The 19,679-nt window shown below is 42.3% G+C and carries 15 protein-coding genes and 1 pseudogene; 5 read left to right on the forward strand and 11 right to left on the reverse strand.

All coding sequences use genetic code 11. The features are described from left to right. The first annotated feature begins 131 nt into the window (after window positions 1–131). A complete protein-coding gene (locus tag JCM14108_RS08900) occupies window positions 132–1,076 on the forward strand; it encodes a DMT family transporter (protein ID WP_051996113.1) in 945 nt (314 codons plus the stop codon). Here the strand turns inward: JCM14108_RS08900 and JCM14108_RS08905 are convergent. From JCM14108_RS08905 to JCM14108_RS08915, 3 genes are all read right to left on the reverse strand, one after another. Continuing rightward, window positions 1,040–1,525: a hypothetical protein gene (locus JCM14108_RS08905; RefSeq protein WP_035180284.1), complete on the reverse strand. Its 486-nt coding sequence runs from the start codon at window positions 1,523–1,525 to the stop codon at window positions 1,040–1,042. The genes JCM14108_RS08900 and JCM14108_RS08905 overlap by 37 nt on opposite strands. Continuing rightward, the gene (locus JCM14108_RS15365) at window positions 1,509–3,635 is read right to left on the reverse strand and encodes a DUF5776 domain-containing protein (protein WP_235807168.1); all 2,127 of its coding nucleotides are present in this window, start codon (window positions 3,633–3,635) and stop codon (window positions 1,509–1,511) included. The genes JCM14108_RS08905 and JCM14108_RS15365 overlap by 17 nt, the downstream gene beginning before the upstream one ends. A 365-nt stretch (window positions 3,636–4,000) precedes the next feature. Continuing rightward, on the reverse strand, window positions 4,001–6,478 hold the full coding sequence (locus JCM14108_RS08915; RefSeq protein ID WP_035180285.1) for a DUF5776 domain-containing protein: 2,478 nt from the start codon (window positions 6,476–6,478) through the stop codon (window positions 4,001–4,003). Between the two features lie 560 nt (window positions 6,479–7,038). On the opposite strand from JCM14108_RS08915, the gene JCM14108_RS08920 reads away from it, so the two are divergent. Further along, window positions 7,039–7,470: an NADPH-dependent FMN reductase family protein gene (locus tag JCM14108_RS08920; RefSeq protein ID WP_035180287.1), complete on the forward strand. Its 432-nt coding sequence runs from the start codon at window positions 7,039–7,041 to the stop codon at window positions 7,468–7,470. A gap of 61 nt (window positions 7,471–7,531) precedes the next feature. On the opposite strand, the gene JCM14108_RS08925 is transcribed toward JCM14108_RS08920, so the two are convergent. Beyond that, window positions 7,532–8,398, reverse strand: coding sequence for an SDR family oxidoreductase (locus tag JCM14108_RS08925; RefSeq protein WP_035180301.1), 867 nt, complete (start codon window positions 8,396–8,398; stop codon window positions 7,532–7,534). A 332-nt stretch (window positions 8,399–8,730) separates the two neighbouring features. Between JCM14108_RS08925 and JCM14108_RS08930 the strand changes: the two genes are divergently transcribed. From JCM14108_RS08930 to JCM14108_RS08940, 3 genes are read left to right on the forward strand one after another with little or no spacing between them, the layout of a single operon-like run. Continuing rightward, the gene (locus JCM14108_RS08930) at window positions 8,731–10,032 is read left to right on the forward strand and encodes a Y-family DNA polymerase (protein ID WP_035180289.1); all 1,302 of its coding nucleotides are present in this window, start codon (window positions 8,731–8,733) and stop codon (window positions 10,030–10,032) included. Continuing rightward, window positions 10,025–10,345 carry a hypothetical protein gene (locus JCM14108_RS08935; protein ID WP_035180292.1) on the forward strand — a complete coding sequence of 107 codons (321 nt, stop codon included), beginning with the start codon at window positions 10,025–10,027 and terminating at the stop codon, window positions 10,343–10,345. Before JCM14108_RS08930 ends, JCM14108_RS08935 begins: the two co-directional genes overlap by 8 nt. Before the next feature lie 25 nt (window positions 10,346–10,370). Further along, window positions 10,371–10,721, forward strand: a complete 351-nt coding sequence (locus JCM14108_RS08940; protein ID WP_035180303.1) for a hypothetical protein — start codon at window positions 10,371–10,373, stop codon at window positions 10,719–10,721. A gap of 285 nt (window positions 10,722–11,006) precedes the next feature. Here JCM14108_RS08940 and JCM14108_RS08945 read toward each other — a convergent pair whose 3' ends face one another. The 7 genes and pseudogenes from JCM14108_RS08945 to JCM14108_RS08970 all read right to left on the reverse strand — a co-directional run bounded on the left by JCM14108_RS08945 (window position 11,007) and on the right by JCM14108_RS08970 (window position 19,507). Further along, window positions 11,007–11,678: a hypothetical protein gene (locus JCM14108_RS08945; protein ID WP_035180293.1), complete on the reverse strand. Its 672-nt coding sequence runs from the start codon at window positions 11,676–11,678 to the stop codon at window positions 11,007–11,009. Between the two features lie 187 nt (window positions 11,679–11,865). Continuing rightward, window positions 11,866–12,690: a CHAD domain-containing protein gene (locus JCM14108_RS08950; RefSeq protein ID WP_051996115.1), complete on the reverse strand. Its 825-nt coding sequence runs from the start codon at window positions 12,688–12,690 to the stop codon at window positions 11,866–11,868. A gap of 418 nt (window positions 12,691–13,108) precedes the next feature. Continuing rightward, a complete protein-coding gene (locus tag JCM14108_RS08955) occupies window positions 13,109–14,269 on the reverse strand; it encodes an RNA-guided endonuclease TnpB family protein (RefSeq protein WP_035180295.1) in 1,161 nt (386 codons plus the stop codon). 868 nt (window positions 14,270–15,137) lie between these two features. Then, window positions 15,138–15,470 (reverse strand): alpha/beta hydrolase, encoded by a 333-nt coding sequence (locus tag JCM14108_RS15900; protein WP_272944528.1) that lies wholly within the window; start codon window positions 15,468–15,470, stop codon window positions 15,138–15,140. Beyond that, window positions 15,437–15,874: an alpha/beta hydrolase gene (locus JCM14108_RS15905; RefSeq protein WP_272944529.1), complete on the reverse strand. Its 438-nt coding sequence runs from the start codon at window positions 15,872–15,874 to the stop codon at window positions 15,437–15,439. The genes JCM14108_RS15900 and JCM14108_RS15905 overlap by 34 nt, the downstream gene beginning before the upstream one ends. A gap of 493 nt (window positions 15,875–16,367) precedes the next feature. After that, window positions 16,368–17,470: pseudogene (locus tag JCM14108_RS08965) on the reverse strand (glycerol dehydrogenase). A gap of 1,248 nt (window positions 17,471–18,718) precedes the next feature. After that, entirely contained in the window at window positions 18,719–19,507 is a 789-nt protein-coding gene (locus JCM14108_RS08970) for a YdcF family protein (RefSeq protein WP_237745783.1), read from the reverse strand. Between the last annotated feature and the right edge of the window lie 172 nt (window positions 19,508–19,679).

The raw sequence follows: 19,679 nt of genomic DNA on the forward strand, positions 1-19,679 counted from the left end.
TTTAACGTTTCAATAGTTAAGCAGCAATAACCAACTCTAATCATAAAATTTTATTATCGTTTCACATTCACCCACTTTGGGATATGATATTAAATGAATATTTTACACATTAATAGAAATCAGGGAATAACGTGAAATTACGTCAATCGCAAGCTAACGGCCTGTTACTTTTGGCCGCCTTTATTTGGGGAACCAGTTACACAATGATCAAAACCGCAACAGCGGCGGGAATGCCGGCCAGCTTGCTGAACGGGATTCGTGGCTTAATCTTTTTAATTTTGGTAACTACTTTTTTCCATAAACAAATCCGCCAAATGACAAAAGTCGAATTTAAATTGGGACTGGCAATCGGTTTCTTTTATTTTTGTGTCATTGAGTTTCAAACAACCGGATTGAAATACACGACCCCAAGCAACAGCGCTTTTCTAACCGCTAGTTACGTTGTAATTGTGCCCTTTGTTTCATGGGTGATTCTCCATAAAAAGCCGGCTCTTAAGGCCTATTTTTCAACTTTTCTCTGCCTATTTGGCATGATGATTTTAACCGGGGTCTTGGAAAATGGTTTTCAGCTCCATATCGGTGACGCGCTGACAATTGCAGCAGCCGGCTTTTGCTCACTGCAGATTGTCTTTTTGGAATATGCGACGTCTAAAACGCGGCCAATGGTGATTGCGTTTATGACCGCACTTTTTCAAACTATTTTTTGCTTTGGTTCATCCATTTTGTTTGAAAATCACAATTACGCAACTATCGATTGGCCGCAAGCATTGTTACCAGTCATTTTGCTGGGAGTTTTCGCTTCCTTTGTTGCTCAGACACTGCAGATTGTCGGTCAACGCTACACTGACAGTATTTCTGCCGGCCTTATTCTCATGCTTGAATCGCTGTTTGCCAGCGTTATTTCCGTTTCACTCGGAATTGAAGAGCTGACTTTACAGTTGCTTGTTGGCGGTGGCATTATTTTCATTTCTCTAATCATGTCCCAGTTTAATTTTACATGGTTAATTAATTACTTGATCGCAAGCCACCGAAAAGCGCATCATGCTTTCATCACAAATGCTAAGCATCGGCATTGACCAGGGCGTTTAGATTCTTCTACTGCCACCAGCAACTTCATATGTATATTAAAAGGAGTGCTATCAACGGCACTCCTTTTGATTATCACGCATTGTTTCGAACGTGACAGTCCACGCAATGAATTATTCAGATCATGATATTGAATCTTATTCAACAGTTGGTCATAGTGATGATCCTTGGACTTGGCGTGGTTGTGCGGGAAAGTTGAATAGAATTGCTGCAGCATGCTGAACGGATAAATATCGCCGGTCCAGCCACCAAGGGCCATATCGAATTTATAACTCATCATTTTGGCAAATCTGGCCTGAGCAACCTCCAAAAGCGTTACAGCAACATCAATGATAAAGGCTTCCCAAACACTTGTGACAGTTGAATTGATAATGAAACTCACTGATTTATATTGAGCATCATTAAAAGAAATCCAAGCTAAATTAATAATCACCCCCAATGATCAACTTCTTATTGGTCGTGACGTACTTGCCGTTCGTTAATTGATAACGGGTGGTCAAGTTATGCTTAACCAGCTTCTTAACTCGAAGATGGGTGCCCTTCTTGTAGCACTTAACTTTACCGGTTAATTTTGCCGACTTGTAAGCATTAACACCTTTCTTGGCAATCACGGTAATTTTCTTGGATTTTGGTACACTGGCATAATAAACCGGCACAACGTACTTCTGACTGGCGGTAATATAACCGGTCTTACCAGCGGTTTTGCGACCATGGTTGACATCCCGAACTTTGTATCGCAAAGTACCATTGCTGTTGCGCTTGTAGCCGGTGACCACAAACATTGGTCGGTTGGTCCGCTTTTGCTTTGAATACCAGGCAATTCGGTTAGCCTTGGTAAAGTTGGTACTCTTGTACAAGCCGATCTTCTTGATGGCGTAAACGGCTTCACCCTTTACGGCAACATTAGGGCTCGTTGAGGTAGAAGGTTTGGTTGTGGTAGTGGTCGTCGAGCCGGTTGTGCTTCCAGAACCATTCCCGGCATTACCAGTATTGTTGCCTGTATTTGATGCAGTCGACCCGTTGCCTGACGTTCCGGATGTTGACGGTGTTGTTGGAGTTGGAGTAGGATTCCCGCTCCCAACTGTAATTGTAACCGTCTTTTTAACCGTTAGGCCATTATTAACTACATAGGTATAAGTAACCCGGTAAACACCATTTTTAGTAGTATCAATCTTCTTACTAGTCACATCGGTCTCGTTGTTATTAGCATCAACTTTTTTCACTACGTAGCTAACACCGTCAGGGACCGTTGTTAATTTTGTCTGATTAGTATCATAAAATGTCGCGCCGTCATAAGCACTCCAGGTCCCCTTTAACGGAATTGTTTTATCTGAAGCACCTATAAATTGCTGAACCTGTAGCCCAATGTGTCCTAACAATTCATTATTATATGTTTGACCACTAGCGTCAGATCCGTCTTTCAAAACATTAGAAAATGGTTTATTATTTGCAATCGAATAAATATAAGTTTTATCCTCGGTTCCTATCTTATGACCATAATCATTATCTGGAGAAATTGCAAATGAATACCCATTGTTGTGCAAATCATCAATTAACAACCCGTTTCCATTCACAGAAGGAATTTTATCCAAGTGCACAATTTGCAGACCGCCTGTATAGAACACATTGTCTGGATCATCTGGTGCACGATCGATAAAGGAATTGGTATTATCATAACCAATTGCACCAAGTGAATTTGTTATTTTAGGGAAATATTTTTGCACATCACTTGCAAAATTCAATTCTCCATTAGCAGCTTTTTCACCAGCTACAAAGACCCCCTGATAACCTGGTTGACGATAGTTCAATTCAACTGGTGAAGCAACCCTGGCCCAATTCTGAATAGCGGTATAGTACCAATTGTTATAAGACATATTAGCAAACGTAAAAGTCTTTGTATTACCATCGGCATCGGGCGTAACCCTAAGCGGTACATCAAGCTCAATAGACTGACCAGGGCCTAATGAATTACCATCTTGTATCACGATTGCGGATAAATGACTCCACTCCTCTGGTTGAATACTAGAGCCATCTGTCCTATCTGTTCGATTGTCAAAGGTATACATTAGCTTTACATTACTAGGATCCGGTGTAATAGGAGTTGTTCCTGAATAAGTAACTTGATCAGTGGCAGCATTACCAAAAAAATTCTTATTAATTGGTAATACCAGCCATTCAGAATTAATCGCTTGAAAATTTACTGTCGTCTCATTTGATGAATTGGTTATCTTTAAATGCAAATGCAGATCAGTGTAGTTACCATTCTTAAGCAAGAAATTATGGGTGACCCCTGGCTGAGCAGCGCCATAATTAGATGACTCCACTTGACCATTTTTCGTATTTTGAGCCGTCATCCAAACTTTATGAACCAGCCCATTAACCGTGCGTGAACTGTTATTATTAGAATCTAAATCAGTCACTGTTCCATTATAAATAGCCGAATCACTTGCCGCATTAACCTTACTTGAGAATACTCCAAATACCAGCAGGATACCAACCACTGCCAGTACAATCGGCAAGAGTAATCCTCTTAAACCTTTTTTCTCCATAAATCTACTCCCCCTAATCTCACTGCCAAACTGTTAAAACTTTTGTTAAACAGTAAATTATTGAATCCACCTTCATTGTAATCGACTATTATTGAATTATCAATCAATTGATTATATCCCTTGAATTTTAATTAACTAATAAATTATATTTAGATGACAGTATTTTCTATAACCCCCATGTATTAATAACCACTTACCTAAATCTATAACATGCTCTTACTCAAATTAGTTAAAATAAAAGAAGCGACTGATCGAAAAATTCCAATCAGTCGCTTCTCTTACTTAAGTTAATTATTGGCCTTACTTTGAAGATTACTTCTAAGTTGGCAAATCATGTTACCCATTATCAATCTTTCCATCACAAGTTATTGACGACCTTGAATGATAAAGTCTTTATTTCCAGTAATAAAACTACCGTCAGATAATTCATACCGGGTTGTTGTTTTGTATCGAACAACTTTTTTAACCTTCAGTTGTGCGTTTGCCTTATAATGCTTGATCTGACCATTTAATTTGGAAGTCCGATAAGCATTGATTCCTGTCTTGTTAGCAACTGTTACGGTCTTTGATTTTGGCAAAGACTGGTAATAAGTCGATTGCGCATAACTAGGTTTAGCGGTAATATATCCCTTTTTGCCAAACGTTTGACTACCGCGATTTACGTCACGAACTTGATATCGCAGTGCACCATTAGCTGAGCGCGCGTATCCAATAACTACAAATTTCGGTCGATTTTTTCGGGTTACTTTCGTATAGCTTACAACTTTATTAGTTGCCTTAAAAGTCGGTGTTTTATATAAGTTGAGCTTCTTTACGGCATAAATCGTAGTACCTTTCTTAGCTGCTGAACTCGGTACCTTAACCGTAGTGGTCGTTGTTGATGGTTTCGTTACAGTTGACGTTTGCGTTGTACTTGAGGAACCAGTTGATGCTGCACTGGATGAACTTGTAGAAACCGCACTGGACGATGAAGACGACGAACTACTGGTTACCGCACTGGAACTTGAAGTTGATGGCGTCGTTGTTGAAGTAGAACTACTTCCACTGCCAGGTGTGGCTGCTCCAGTATTTACTGGCGTAAACTGTGCGTAATCCAGCTGACCATAACCAGATGCGTGGGTTAAAACAAAATGGTTGGTTCCTTTGTTCAAATGAATTGTTCCGTACTGAGTAATTTTTCGGTTTCCAATAACATCCGGTGTCGCACCAATCCAGCCGCCACCAGTTGGCGGCAAGACAGCATCCTTTTGTTTTTGACCATTTAAAGTTACGTTAAAGATACCATTACTACCAGTTGCATTCCCATAACCAATCTCAACTTTGTAGTCACCATCTGCTAAAGTGTTAACCGTCATATCAACTGAACTGTCTTTACCATTCAAGTCGGTCACAAAGAGCCCATTTGAAGCATAGCTCCCTTGAGCATCTGCCCCCGATTTAGTTCCATCGGTTACTTGACTGTCTTCGGCTTCTACTCGAATTGGGTCGCTGGCAGTTGGTTGAACGTATTGAATATCGTCTTTAGTGACTTGTGAATCTGCCGGCGTAACCAGCAATTGATATCCGGTAGAAGCCCGCATATTCTTAACCGGTACTGTCACCGTGCCATTCTTAACCTGAACATTTCCCGAAGCAATAGTCTTAGGTTGAACAGCCGTATCAACACCGTACCAAGGAGTTTCATTAACCTGAACTTTTGCCCCATTGGCAAACTTATTACTGTCCAAACCAGTGACGGTCACTGAATTGTCACCATTAGTCCCACCAAAGATAACGTTGGTTTCCGAACCATCATTGTTGGTGCTGGCAAGACTTGCCAAATTGCCATTTGTTGCATAAGTACTGGTTGTATCAATATGGCCAGTCATATCACCGTACCACTTGTATAACCAATAACCACCGTTTGGCTTTTGCTGATCTGTGAGTAAGTTATCCATTCGACCGTAATCGTACCAAAAGGCCAAATCGGCACTATCAGTATCTGTCGTATTCTCGAAATTTTGAATGTAGTGAATCAAGTCACCCGGGACACCTAGTTCATGACGCCAAGCGTATTCGTTAATACTAATCGGCATATGTTTCAAACTCAGCGAATCTTCAATAGCTTCCAGCTCTTTTACCTGGCCTGGATAGGCAGCTGCACTCCATTGATGCCAGGAAACATAATCCGGCATTGTATTATTGTCTTTCGCATTTTGAAGGAAGCTTCTCATCCATTTATTGTTCCAGCCATTCAAACTTGGACCAACAATTTTTGCCTTAGGATTAATGCCCTTGATAATTTGATACGTTTCATTCCAAAGTTGATCAAAAGTTACTTGATCGTAATTAGCACCCTTACCTCGCTTAGCAGGATCCGGCCAATAACCACTTGGTTCATTGTAGATTTCATAAGCATAAATATCATCGCTATGCTTTTCGGCTTGTGTAACCATTTTTGTAACATGGTTTTTCCATTCGGCCATGCCATCAAAATTGTATGGAAAGTTAGGATAGAAATCCGGTAATCGGACCATTACTTTAGCACCCAATTGATGCGCCGTTGGCTGTATAGAGTCAAAATCACCGGCTGTTTTGGGCTCACCATTTGGAATCTGCTGACCAAATGGCGGTGCCTGTGTAAACGTCTTTGGTTTTAACGGCTGTAATAAGCTGACGTTCGGTGTGTTAGCATCCTGCATCGCGTAAAGTCCACCCGAAGCAACGTGGGTCACATCACGAACCGATGTGTTGGTGTTAACATTAATATCTTCCGCTTTAGCTGTGTTTGAGTTTACCCCAATTGCAAATAATCCGGCAATCGCGGTTGCCGCGAATAAAGCAACTTTTCTGTGTTCAAGCATGTCAATACTCCCTTATTATTCAAAATAGTTAATTCTAATAACATTGCAAAGTGCGAACCCCCAATATATAGTTAGCGCTTACAATTAACCATACCAAAAATCATTTATACCCGATGTAACAATTGATTCCCCAGAATTAATTATTGAAAAGGCGTAAACTGACTTACTTAACCACTCGCGAGTAACAGTTAAATTAAAATAACTGTTGTATGTCATTTACGTTTTTAATTGTAAACGGTTTCTCGTTTTAGTAAAACACCTCAATTTGTATAATACGTGACAGTTTCCGATTTTTAAGATAAATACGAATGAGGCATTTTCAATATTTTTGAGAGATTTGTATTATAATCACGATAAATAGTAACTGTTTCCGACATTAATAAGTAGACTTCCGCTAAAGTATTTATCAAATTTCACTGTACAAGAGATAAACTTATTTTATGATGGTAAAATTTAATTGAAGTAGTAGTTGTTCGAGTATAATAAAAATGATTATCCGTTTGACTAACTTTAATAGTGTAAAGATCGCCAATCATAATACAATTAGGAGATGTTTTATCGTGAAAATCGCTGTTCGTTACTACTCAAAATCCGGAAGCACCAAAAAACTAGCCGAAGCTTTGGGTGCCGGCATCGGTGTCCAAGCTGAATCAATCGAGGTACCGCTATCGGAACCGGTTGACCTACTGTTTATCGGCGGTGCCCCTTACATTGCGTCACAGTTGGCACCCGAATTGCGTCACTTCATTTCCCAATTAACCGTTAACCAAGTAAAAGCAGTTGCGGCTTTCAGTACGTCAAACTGGAAACTGTCAATTCACAATCAGGTCAAACGCAGTCTGAAGGATCCTCAAATCAAATTGTTTGATGAAACTTATCAGAGCCGTGGCGCACTCAAAAACCTGATTAATCAAACCCATCCCAACCTCGAAGAGCAGGCCGAGGCCGTTAACTTTGCCAAACAGATTATCGCTGAAGCAAAGACCAAATAAAAAAGCGCTGATTAATTAAAATCAACACTGGTTACTCGTTAAATTTAGGTTACTTCGCTATTTAGCTGAAAAAGTAATCCCGATAATCCTGAACATAAGTCCGAATATCCCTTGGCGGCCGTTTCAAAACCCTTTCCGCCGTATCCGTCACCTTTTTAGCGTTGCCTAACTGGGTAATCAGATACAACATCACCATGACGTTCACGAATTCTTTCTTAATTCCCCGCTTTAACATCACCCGCCGGAATTTTAAGAGCCCGGGCCGGCTGTAAGTAATGGGTGTTCCCAAGACCTCAGTCATGATCTTGGCAATTTCGTCATAAGTTAACGCTTGGGGGCCGGTGATTTCCAAAGCTTGATTCAGATAGCGGTCATCGGTTAAACAAACGCCGGCAACCTCACCAATATCTCGGGTATCAATAAAGCTGGTTTTGGCATGGCCTGCCGGAATAAACAGGTCGTGGTGTTGCTGAATATCGAATCGATGAGTTGTATTCAAATTCTGCATAAAGAAGCTGGGACGGATAAACGTGTGCGGAATACCCAACTGCTGAATCATCTTTTCAATTTTATGATGGGGCGTCATCGGATTCTTTTCAACGCCTATCAGCGATACAAAGACAAGTTGGTGAATTCGCTGCTGTTTGACGTATTTCAAAAACGGCAGCATGTCCGTCTTGGGCTTTGACAATTGTGGCGGCCGAACGAAGAAGACCCTTGAAACTCCTGAAAAAGCCGTCGGAAAGGTCGTTGCGTCCAGAAAGTCAAAGTGACGGATTTCAAGCCGTTCAATTCCAGCCAACGTCCTTTGTGCCCTTTGCACATTATGGACACCGGCGACGATTTGGCTATTTTGAGTGGTTGCTAACCATTGAATCAACGGTAGTCCGATATTGCCGGTACCGCCAATCACTAAAATTTTTTCCATTTTAAATTTCCTTATCTGCAATAAATGATCATCATTTTGATTAACTTTTCCCATTGTATCATACCAAAACAGCTCACATACCAACCCGGTGATTTAGGTCAACCAATTCTTTCTACTTAATGACCACCAAACAACCGGTCACGGTTTCTTAATACGACGCCATTTGAAAGCGCGATTACCAAAAAAATATTGGCAATCGCGCTTTTTTTAATCACTTTTCCCCAAATTTAACTTGACTTTTAAAACGCCCGTTCGTAATATAAAGGTATTCAAACCAATATTTGGCAACAGGTGTTCTAAGAGCAACTTGTACTTTTCGGGGAATGACAAAGATGTTTATAGATAAAGAACCACGTGGCGTCTTCTTTTTAATCGATAACAAGTCCTTCTATGCCAGCTGTGAGGCTGTCCAGCGCGGGTTTAACCCGCTCAAGGTACCGCTGGTAGTAATGAGTGAAGAAAAAAATACCAATGGCGGGCTGATTCTGGCAACCTCGCCGGAGGCCAAACGTTTATTTCATCTTAAAGCCAACGTTTCCCGTAAACGGGACCTCCCCCAGGATCCCCGCCTGTGGGTTGTCCCGCCACGCATGAATCTTTATATTCAACGTAATCTACAGATTAATCAGATTTTTACTGAATTTGCGGCTGAAGCCGATGTTTGGCCCTACTCGATCGATGAAAGCATTGTTGATATGACCCATTCTTGGCGCTTGTTTGGCAACTCGCCCAGACAAGTTGCCCGGATAATTCAAAAAACTGTTCGCCAAAAATTAGGCCTTTACACTACCGTTGGCATTGGCGATAATCCACTGCAGGCCAAAATTGCCCTGGACGTGTACGCCAAACATACCGCGGATTTTATCGGCGAGATTCACTACGAAACTGTCCCGGAAAAAATCTGGTCCATTCAAAATCTCACCGATGTTTGGGGCATCGGCAAACGAACTGCCAAACACCTCAACCGATTACACATCCACACCATGAACGATCTGGCCCACGCCAACCCGTACCTGTTAAAGCAGGAAATGGGCATCATTGGTGAACAGCTTTTCGCCACCGCCTGGGGGATTGACCGTTCCAAAGTCAGTCAACGTCCCGTTACCAAATCAGCCAGTCTGGGCAACTCCCAGGTTTTACCATATGACTACGCGGACAGCCACGCCATTGAAACGGTTATTAAGGAAATTGGCGAACAGGTAGCGGCTCGGCTGCGGCATCATCATAAATTGGCCGGCTGCTTGTCGCTGAGTATCGGTTTTTCCTACGCGGCAGCCGCCACCGATGGTCGGAGCGGCTTTCATCACGAACTGCGTATTAATCCAACCAACTGTGACCGGGAGATTATTAAGCCGCTCTTACAGCTGTTTCGCCAGGATTGGGACGGTCAAGCTGTCCGAAACATTGCCGTTTACAGCAGTCAATTGTCCGATGATAATCATCAGCAGCTTGACCTCTTCACGGCGCCGCAACGCCAAATCCAGGCCGAGAAACTTAACCGGGTAATTGATCAAATTCATCAAAAGTTTGGCTTTACCAAGCTGGTTTATGCCACCAGCCTGACAGCGGGCGGCACGGCAATCGAGCGGGCCAAACTGGTTGGCGGCCATAATGGGGGTAATGCTTATGAATAAAGATTTAACCATTATTTATCAGCGACTAACGCCTTTATTTAAGCGTATCAGTCATACCCGCTACTGGCTTCAGGTAGTCAACGATCCCTATGATCGCAGTTATAATTTTTTCTTTAACAGCCAACGGCAGAACGAACGGGTGAAATCCATCCCGCTGCATAAACTGCGCGATTATGATCTAACCACCTTGGAAAATTTAATTACCGGTCTCAAAGCCAAAACCAACTTAACCATCGAATTTGTCGATTTTGCCGGTATGCGCTGGCCGAGTACTCAAAAAGTTATTCAATGGAGGCGTGAACAGCTTGAATAATTACCCGAACGATAAACAATTGGATATGACCATGGTAAACAACTTTTTCGAACACGATTATCACGACCGCGGCATGATGAAATGGCAGGGTTTCTACCTATCGGACCATACCGCTGCCCTTCATAAGCAGATGGCCAAGAAGCAACGACACTATCAACCCCAGCCGCAACAGACCCTTGCCACGATTACCAATATCTTGGCGTTGGCCTACCAACGGCACCGACTAATTAAGCTTCAGCTAAATCAGGTTGATATCAATGACAGTCAGATCCCTGATTTCACCACCCACGTCTTGGGGTATCACGCCAACCGAATTGTTTTGGATCATCAACAACTGGTATTGCTTGATGAGATTCGCCACGTTGAACTGATTTGATAAAACGAGACTGGATAAAATTGCTTTTATCCAGCCCCGTTTTTCACCGATTATTATCAAGCAGGAACGTGCGCCAAAAGGTAACTTTCAAAAATATTCAAAAAACAGACAAAAAGACACCTCACTTTCCCAAGTGAGGCATCTTTCCGCGTAATACCTTTAAAATTTGTTTAAGGGTGATGTGATGATCATTGGGGGAATGGTCATCACCTATATTCTAACAGCTTTTGAAAAATTAACAATCCAATTTGGTAATTAAATTTTAACTTAATTATACTACCTGCGTTAATCATCTTCAACTGTTGGAATATTATTTAAAATATCATTTAATTCGCCTTGAAGCTGCTTCTTAACAGCCGGCGTAAACCCGTGCTTCTTGCGATACATCCGCTTGGCGGAATTAAAAGTTTCCTGCCAACGCCTTAACAGTTCACGTTCGTCAACTTTTTCCTTTTTTTCTGCCAAAATAAACTTGACGTTCTTTTTCAAGTAATCCAGCACGGTTGACTTATAGGCAACTACCTTACCGTGAAAAGTCACGCAATAGTCGTTTTCATAAATCCCCCAGTAGGTCTGCTGGTCACGTGGCGGAATGTTCTCATTATCTAATTCGGCAAAAACGTCATTCATGCGTAATCCCGGCCAGCCCAGGTTTTTACCATATTCAGTGACCTGTCGCTTAATCACGTAGTCGTCAGTTTCTCTCAGTCGGGCTTCTTTACGGATTTGGTTTATCCGTTCTTGATTGGCAACGTCGGTTTCAATATGCTCGAATAGTGTCGGCAAATCCGCTTGTGGAAAACCGGCCAAAAGTCGTTTCTTCAGATCCGAATCATGAAGCGCCATTCGTGACACAATACTTACAAAAGTAAAATGGTCAACGGGCAACTTTTCGGAGCCGACTGCGTCCCCTAAATGAGAAGCTGCATCTAAAATTGCTTGTCTGTCTTGATCCATTAATATTATTCCCCATTTGTTTTTAGTTAGTGACGTACTTGTCTATGAAATTATCATAGGGGACAACGTCCATTGAATCAAGGGACTATAGAAAAACTTATTCATTATGCCACAAACTTGTAATGAATGTAAAAATTTGTTATTAGTCAATGTCGTTTCAGTTTAAACTAACCGGCTTATCAAGTGATCAATTATTTGTCAAGGCTCTTTTAACGACTGCCTGCTTATCTGCCGTATAAATTTTTCGTTGCTCTTCAGCAATCTGTAATAATACCCGACGATGTTCCAGACTAGACGTATTGGCTGCCAAACACTGCAATTGCTGGTCATTAACGTGGGCATCAGTAATCACACCGCAAATATCCTGAATTTTTTTGGCTCGTTCAACCCGTTTGCGTTCTTTCTTCGGTACAAATGCCGCAAAATAAGTGGCCGAATAACGCAGTGTTTTAGCCCGCTTTCGAACATGATGCACCCGTGGATAGTCGTGAAAATCCAACTGGTGATACTGCTTCATCAATTCACGGTCCCGGCGCTTAAATTCTTTAGCTAATAATTTAGGATAATCGGGATTGCCTGCTCTCTCAAAGGTCAGCGAATCCAACTGTGTCTTGATTCTCTTCAAGCACGTCGTAAAAGTTAGCCGGCTGGCTTTCGTTAGGGTATGCTTCATCTCTTCATCGCGCTTTTGACGGAGCTTTTCAAAAAGCGCTGAATAAGCCGAGCTTTCTTTCGGATGTTCATAGACAAAATCACCTGCTTCAGCGATTAAAACATCCAGGTCCCGCAATGGGCTAAACAGTTTCGCCGCTTGACTCAAATCATTATCGAGCGATTCATAAGTCAGTTGTGGCATATCCCGTTTTAAAAATTTAATCAGTCCCCGCAGTGTTCGAATCGCCACCCGCAAGTCATGAGGCCGTTCTACATCATAAGGGTTGTTACAATAACGCCGCCACTCGATTTGAATTTTGGCGTATCGTTGCTGCAAAATTGCTTTAATTGACGTCATTGAATTGGCCTCCTTTGGTACTAAAGCCTGAAAATTGTGATAAACATTGGTTTGATTAATAGATTATTGTTTTTTTAGAAAGCGCATTCAACTTTATTATAGTCTCACTTTGTAAGTCCCCTAAGAATAAAGCTTCTACAACATGAAAAAAATTTGCTTTTATATCGAATCACCCTTCTAAACAGATAAAGCTTATCTTATAATATACTAGTAAAGAGGGGGAATGATTATCCAATGAAAAAGATTATTTTTCCATTGGTCGTTTTGCTGACACTGGGACTGGCATTATCGATCACATTGTGAACTACTCGGCCATGAATGACCGCGCTTCTGGGAACACGAAGTAGTATTTAGGCTGTTACATCGGTATGCCGAACACCTAACTTACAGAACCCCGCTCTCTTACCATGGCTAGTCCCTAACCAGTAGCTTTTAAGCCGCGCTTCAGGATATTAACTGCCGCATTAATATCCCGATCATGATGGGTTTGGCACTCAGAACACGTCCATTCCCGAATTGCTAAGGGTTTGGCGCCGTCATTGTGCCCGCAAGCTGAGCAGATTCGGGAAGTGTTCTTAGCACTGACCACCATTAATTGCTTTCCGTACCAGTCACACTTATATTCAAGCATGGTCCGGAATTGATACCAACTGGCGTTAGCAATGGCCTTAGCCAGGTGGTGATTATGCATCAGATTTTTGGTTTTCAAATCTTCAATCACAATCACATCATACTTCCGAACTAAGGCCGTCGTGAGCTTGTGCAGGTAATCCTTGCGCTGGTTGGCAATTTTAGCTTGATACCGGGCTTTGGTCATTTTCGCCCGTTGCCAATTTTGGTAATCATTAAGTTCCATCTTAAGCAATTTATGGTGGTGATTCCATTGGTGCATCGCAACGGTCGCTTGGTGCCTGCGTCGACTGAACTTGGCCTGCCACCGTTGGGCTTGCTTTTTCAGCCACTTAGCATTGAACGTCCCATACTTCACCCCATTAGAATCAATCGCTAAATCGGAAACGCCCAGGTCTAAACCAATTTTTTGATTGGTCTTGGGCAAGTGATGAACTTCAGTTTCGACCTGCAGGGAAATATAGTAACGCCCGGTGGCATCGTGACTAATCGTGTAGCGCTTAATTTTACCATTGGCCAAGCGGCCCGTCTTGCTGGTCCGAATACTCCCGATTTTCGGCAGTTTTAACCGCCGCTTAGCTTCCACGGTGCAGATTGATTGCCCAGTGTAGGATTGCTTGGCACTACGCCGGGATTTGAACCGGGGATGGCCACCCCGATGTTGGAATAAGTTCTGATAAGCCAGCGCCAGGTTATGGTTAACCACCAACAAGCTGGTAGCATCACTTAACTTTAAAAAGGGGTATTCCTGCTTGAGGGGTTTCAGCAGATAGTTCATGTCATATTCGCCAACGAACCGACTGGCCGGATTGTTTTCATACCGCTGGTTGGCCATGGCTAACATGTGATTCCAGACAAACCGGTCATTGCCAAACAGTTGCCACAATAAATTGATTTGCGCTTGGTTGGGGTATAAGCGTAGTTTAATCCCTTTAACCACTGTCGTCATCTGGGGACCTCCTCTCTTTACTTTACTAACTGATCTTGCTAATTTGATCATGACCGGTCTATTACCAGTACCGTGCTTTTAATCGCGGATCCGATAAACGGTCATTTAGTTAATCCATGGAAACTTAGCTTAACCATTATAACATATGGTCATTGTTGATACACACATATATTTTAGAAAGCTTTCAACATTTATTGATTTGATAATTATTAGAACCGCTTTTTAAATGCAAAAAGGAGCAATTCATCACGTCCTTAAAAGAACGTGTTTCCTTGCCTTATATCAAAAACACCATCGTCTGCGGATCAAAGGCATCCTTACGTAACAACGCCGGTTTCATTACGTGGCACCTGGTATCAATATGATCAGGCTGGTCATTACTTCATGAAAATGACGATCACTAAGTATACCTGGTCCGTTGATTACGCACCACATTACGCAACGACCGTTTCCAGCAAGCGAATCATCCCCACACAAGCATGACGCAACTGGCCTGCCCTCAGCTCAAGTCGCATGGTTACTGGCAGCTAAAACAAAATCACACCGAATATAGCATGCTTTTAAAACGCGGTTCAATAAAAATTAATCGCCAAAAAATCACCGTTTTGAAAAATTACTATCCAAACGCGCCTCAAGCCGTCAGCGTATGGACGACACGTAAAATTCGGTAATGGATGATCCACGCTGACATCCCCTAAAAGAGTCAACATCATAAAGTGCCCCACAATCGTTAGACCAGCAGTCCGATGATTGTGGGGCACCTCGTTATTAATGGTTCTTTTCTTTGCTTATCTTTGCTTATATGAACGTTTCTAAATGACAATCTTTAACTCAAACGTTACCTTCACCGTAAAAACACCTGATAGCATTAGCTGCGGGTGCCCCACAGAAACTTAATAATCTCATTTTGAACCCGCTTATTCTTGGTTTCAAGATACGGGTGTTTAGCCAGCCGGCCATGGGTGGCAAATTTTTGATAACCGGCAACCTGATTCTTTAAAATCGAATCCAGCGATAAAACTGAAGTCACCGACACCGTGCCGTCAGAATTTGACCCGTTTTCAACGTTGCCATAAATATTCAAAATATGCGCCTGATGTGGGAAATTGCGACGGTTGCGCATTAACAACCGGTACTCGGGATGCTTGATCCTCGGCTGACCGTTTTTCAACAGTCGATTTTGATTTGGATGATCATCCACAGTCGACTAAGTTTACCGCTAGTTGGTTGATCCCATTTTCCCCGATCCAAGATACCATCGTACGGCCCGGCAATCAAAACCAGCTTGTTAACCCGGGGAATTTGCCTTGAATTACCATCCCGCTCACTTTGGGTAACCAACGCGTAAGCACCCATTGAATGACCGATGGCGTTAAAGCTAGTTACGTGATAACGTTGCTTTAACAGCACCAAAATCTTGTGCAGTTCAGCTGCCTCTTGAAATTCACCAATATAAGCATTGGGGAACTTAACTAAAATCTCTGGTGATTTCTTGGGATGGGCCGGCAGATGGCCATACATTTTTATCTGGCCGGACGGGCCGACATAAACGTATAATCCCTTTTGGGCCACGCCTTCCCGAATAGCCTTTTTAGCCAGCGGCATCTGGGAATGCAGCCCGGCGCCCCAGCGTGAACAAATAAAACCGGCGTAGTCGAATGATTGACAGCTACCGTCTTTTGTTGCCTGCTTCGGTTAGCGTGATTTGCCGACCGGAAAAACAGCCCGGCTGCCGCAAAGATTACAACAATTCCCAAAACCACGCTTACCGTTACTAAAATTTTATTTCGTCTCGTCATCATTCAACCACCTCGTCATTAGTCAGCATGGACTAACTTGATTACAAAACTATTTTAGTGCACCGGCCCACTTTCTGCCGGTATCACAATGAAAATATACCAAACATTTACATTCTTAAGCAAATTGTTACCTATCACTTTCAAGTGGTAAGTGGTTTCGCTTCAAAAATAAAGTCCCACCCAAAGACCGTTTCTGCACGATTCTTCTGGTGGGGCTTTACGTCTTGATAGTGATAATTAAATTTAAAATTTTTATATCGTTATCGACTTTTTAAATATTTTTTGAAAATTTATGAAAATCAGCCAAAGTAACTTCTTGAGAAGGCGTCAACGGCTTTGATGCCTTCCAAGACATCATCGGCAGTTACTTTAAAGCCCATGTTGTGAATGGTTTCGCCGTCTTGAGTGGTCAGCTCGGCAACTTTTCGTAAATCATCCTCACTGGCATTTTCCAAATGAAGGTCCTTTAGAGTCGTCGGCAGGCCAAAGCGGTGCTCAAACGTCAGGAATCTAACCAGCCGTTCATCACTGGCACCTTCCAATACCAGGTTCAGCAATGTCCCAAAAGCCACTTTTTGGCCGTGAGACAGTTTGTGAACGTCACCTGAAAGCGCGGTTAATCCGTTTTGGAAACTGTGAGCAGCAGCCAACCCAGAGCTTTCGGCCCCAACCCCGCTCAACAAGGTATTGGCTTCCACAATATGATCAAGCGCCGGGGTAACCGTGTGATCACCGGCAGCGGCCACTGCTTGGTCGGCATAGTGAAACAGTAGCGCTTCACATCTTTCAGCCAGGGCCAGACCGGCTTCCGTCTGTTGGGTCTGAAGCGGTAATAAAGTTGTTTCACGAGCTCGGCGAACGCTTTGAGCTTCTACGTTGGTCGATAACGCATCAGCGATGCCATCAATCAAAAACTTCACCGGCGCACCGGCAATTACCGACGTATCAACCAAAACCAGATCCGGATTCTTATCATAGAACAGGTACTTCAAGAAACTACCGTCCTCGGAGTAAAGGACACTCAATCGGGTACACGGTGAGTCGTTGGAAGCCAGTGTCGGCGTGATAATGATCGGAATTTTCAATTGATCGCCAACCGCTTGGTGGTGTCGTTGGTTTTCCCGCCACCAAGTGAAATCACAAATTGGGCGTCGCTCTTAGCGGCAATTTCCTTAATCCGGTCAATTTCTTCCGGTGAACTTTCACCGCCGAACTGAACATGTTCGATCTTTAAGCCGCCCTTGGTTAGGTAATCGTAGAACCGCTGACCAACCAATCCCCAAACAATATCATCAGTCAATAAAATTCCGTGATCGCCAAACGGCTTGATATACTTGCTGGCCGTCTTCAATAAATCTTTGCCCTGCACATAGGTCGATGGACTTGCAAATGCTGTTGTCATTATAAAATCCTCCCTAAAATTACAAAAACAAACAAACTTCCCCTAATCAGGGCCGCGGAAAAGGATTCGCTTGCACCGCTGTCCTGTCAGTTTGGATTTTAATGCCGATTGGTTGGATTCTCAACGATTTCGACTTCGGTTGTGTGAATTAATTATTGGCGTGGCTTGTCAAAGCTGCTGTTTATGAAAAGAAGGCAATTCATCACGTCCTTAAAAGAACGTGTTTTCTTACCTTATATCAAAAATAGGCCTCAGGTTTGCGATGCGCTTCAACCTGAGTGCCTATTGTTCGGAAGGGATATATTGATAAAGGGTTAATGCCCACTTCTGTTTAAATCTAATGTCTTATCGCCTCAATTTAACTCATTAAATTGATCTGACTGTCGCAAACATGCATCACTGGCTGTGACTTTAACTTTTGATAAATTTGCCGCACGATCAATTTTCATGTTTCGTAACACCTTGGAACTTAGAACTGTCATTTACTGGTATTAAAGTACTTACTATCAAAATCTAATTCTTAATGATTGGATCTGTAAATCTATTATCTATGCGTCAATTTGATATCCCATCAATTTGACCGCTTATTGGATTCATCGATCTACTACAAGCGACCCCTGTACAATGATCTATTCAATTACGCCAATGAGTATTAATAGTCGATCTTTAAATCCATTTCGGATGATTGGATCATTTTATATTCAAACACTTTATCACCTGAAATTAACTTTGTCATCTTCGCTGGTAATCATCCTAATCAATGTGACTGCTTAAAACTCATACTTACCAAGATGAATCAGCTATCACTTCAAATTACAAACATCTGAAAATAAGTTATCATTTCCAACAAGTACTTGCTGGTGGAAGAATCGTCAAAGCAAGTCTTAAACCCTTGATACTTCGAACTTTCTTTCCCTTCCTTGACTATATAATACCACATTTGAAAACGTTTGCAAGACTTAAAACTCACTTCTTAAATCGCTGCTTGATTCTCTGATAAGACCGGTCATTTAAGGATAAAAAGGAATCGAGACAACCATAATTTTGTCCAGCCCCGTTTTGTTTAATCGCGATTATTACCAAGTGGAAAACGTGCGCCGAAAGGCACTTCCTGCCACATAATCAAATTATCCAAACATTCAAGCCCGGAATATTCGGATAATTCGATTATGCTCTGGAAGTTAACCGCCTTTCGTCCCACTCTCCTGTTCATCACGACCGATAAACCGGTAAATAAAACACTGAAAATCAAAAGCCTTGCCCAACCATCAAGCCATCCAGGACGGCGACTAAAAAGATTAGACTAAACATCACAATATGAAAACGTTTATGCATCACAAACAGCGCTAAATATTCGCGAATCACCGCGTTGGGCAGATAATAAAACGGGGTCGGCGCACCGATGCCATTTGCCTTTAAACCAACCCGATCCGCCAAAACGCCTGCTCTCATGGTGTGAAAATTATTGGTCACAAAAACAACTTTACGCCGCTCATTGCCACCGTCACGCTCAATCAGCTGCTTTGAAAATTTCATATTCTGAAACGTATTCACGGACTTATCCTCAATTAATGTATCCTGCGTTGGCACACCGTGTTGAACAGCGTACTTTTGCATGGCAACTGCTTCAGGCAGCTTTTCGTCGCCACCCTGGCCGCCGGAAAAGATAAACTTGGGATGTTGCTTGGTTTCGGCAATCTGTCGTTTATAAAAATCAATTGCTGTATTAATCCGATTACCAAGCAGCCGGCCGACTTTATAACCGTCGATCAAACCAGCTCCCAAGACGATAATGTAATCCTTATTTCGCCTCGGAAAATACCATTGGTAAACAAACATGGATGATAATGTGTTCCAAACCGTCAGTAATATGTACAAGATAATCGCTGAAAGGAAAACGTTAGCAAAACTTTTAATTGGTGCCGGTGCTTTGATTGGATCAAAGAAAAACAGCACGTCGGCCGCAATCACACCCAAACCGGCAATCAAAGTCAGCGAACTTGCCAGACTATATCCTTCACGGCGCCAAACAATCACGCATTGGCAAACAGAAAAATAAAACTTAGTGCCAAGCCAATAAAAATAACCGTCGAAAGAACAAATATCAGAATACCAACAATGGTTCCCATTAAGACATTATTGGTCAGCACAATTGTTTCAAGCAACAGGGCCAATAAAAATAACAGGTTTAAGTTTACCAGCCAGCCAA

The sequence above is a fragment of the Lentilactobacillus farraginis DSM 18382 = JCM 14108 genome (assembly GCF_000583655.1).
GTDB classification, from domain to species: Bacteria; Bacillota; Bacilli; order Lactobacillales; family Lactobacillaceae; genus Lentilactobacillus; species Lentilactobacillus farraginis.

Bases quoted from the DNA above. Each gene is read 5' to 3' on its own strand.
- JCM14108_RS15365 (WP_235807168.1), bottom strand. From the start codon at position 3,635: ATGGAGAAAAAAGGTTTAAGAGGATTACTCTTGCCGATTGTACTGGCA.
- JCM14108_RS08915 (WP_035180285.1), bottom strand. From the start codon at position 6,478: ATGCTTGAACACAGAAAAGTTGCTTTATTCGCGGCAACCGCGATTGCC.
- JCM14108_RS08925 (WP_035180301.1), bottom strand. From the start codon at position 8,398: ATGGAAAAAATTTTAGTGATTGGCGGTACCGGCAATATCGGACTACCG.
- JCM14108_RS08930 (WP_035180289.1), top strand. From the start codon at position 8,731: ATGTTTATAGATAAAGAACCACGTGGCGTCTTCTTTTTAATCGATAAC.
- JCM14108_RS08935 (WP_035180292.1), top strand. From the start codon at position 10,025: ATGAATAAAGATTTAACCATTATTTATCAGCGACTAACGCCTTTATTT.
- JCM14108_RS08940 (WP_035180303.1), top strand. From the start codon at position 10,371: ATGACCATGGTAAACAACTTTTTCGAACACGATTATCACGACCGCGGC.
- JCM14108_RS08945 (WP_035180293.1), bottom strand. From the start codon at position 11,678: ATGGATCAAGACAGACAAGCAATTTTAGATGCAGCTTCTCATTTAGGG.
- JCM14108_RS08950 (WP_051996115.1), bottom strand. From the start codon at position 12,690: ATGACGTCAATTAAAGCAATTTTGCAGCAACGATACGCCAAAATTCAA.
- JCM14108_RS08955 (WP_035180295.1), bottom strand. From the start codon at position 14,269: ATGACGACAGTGGTTAAAGGGATTAAACTACGCTTATACCCCAACCAA.
- JCM14108_RS15905 (WP_272944529.1), bottom strand. From the start codon at position 15,874: ATGCCGCTGGCTAAAAAGGCTATTCGGGAAGGCGTGGCCCAAAAGGGA.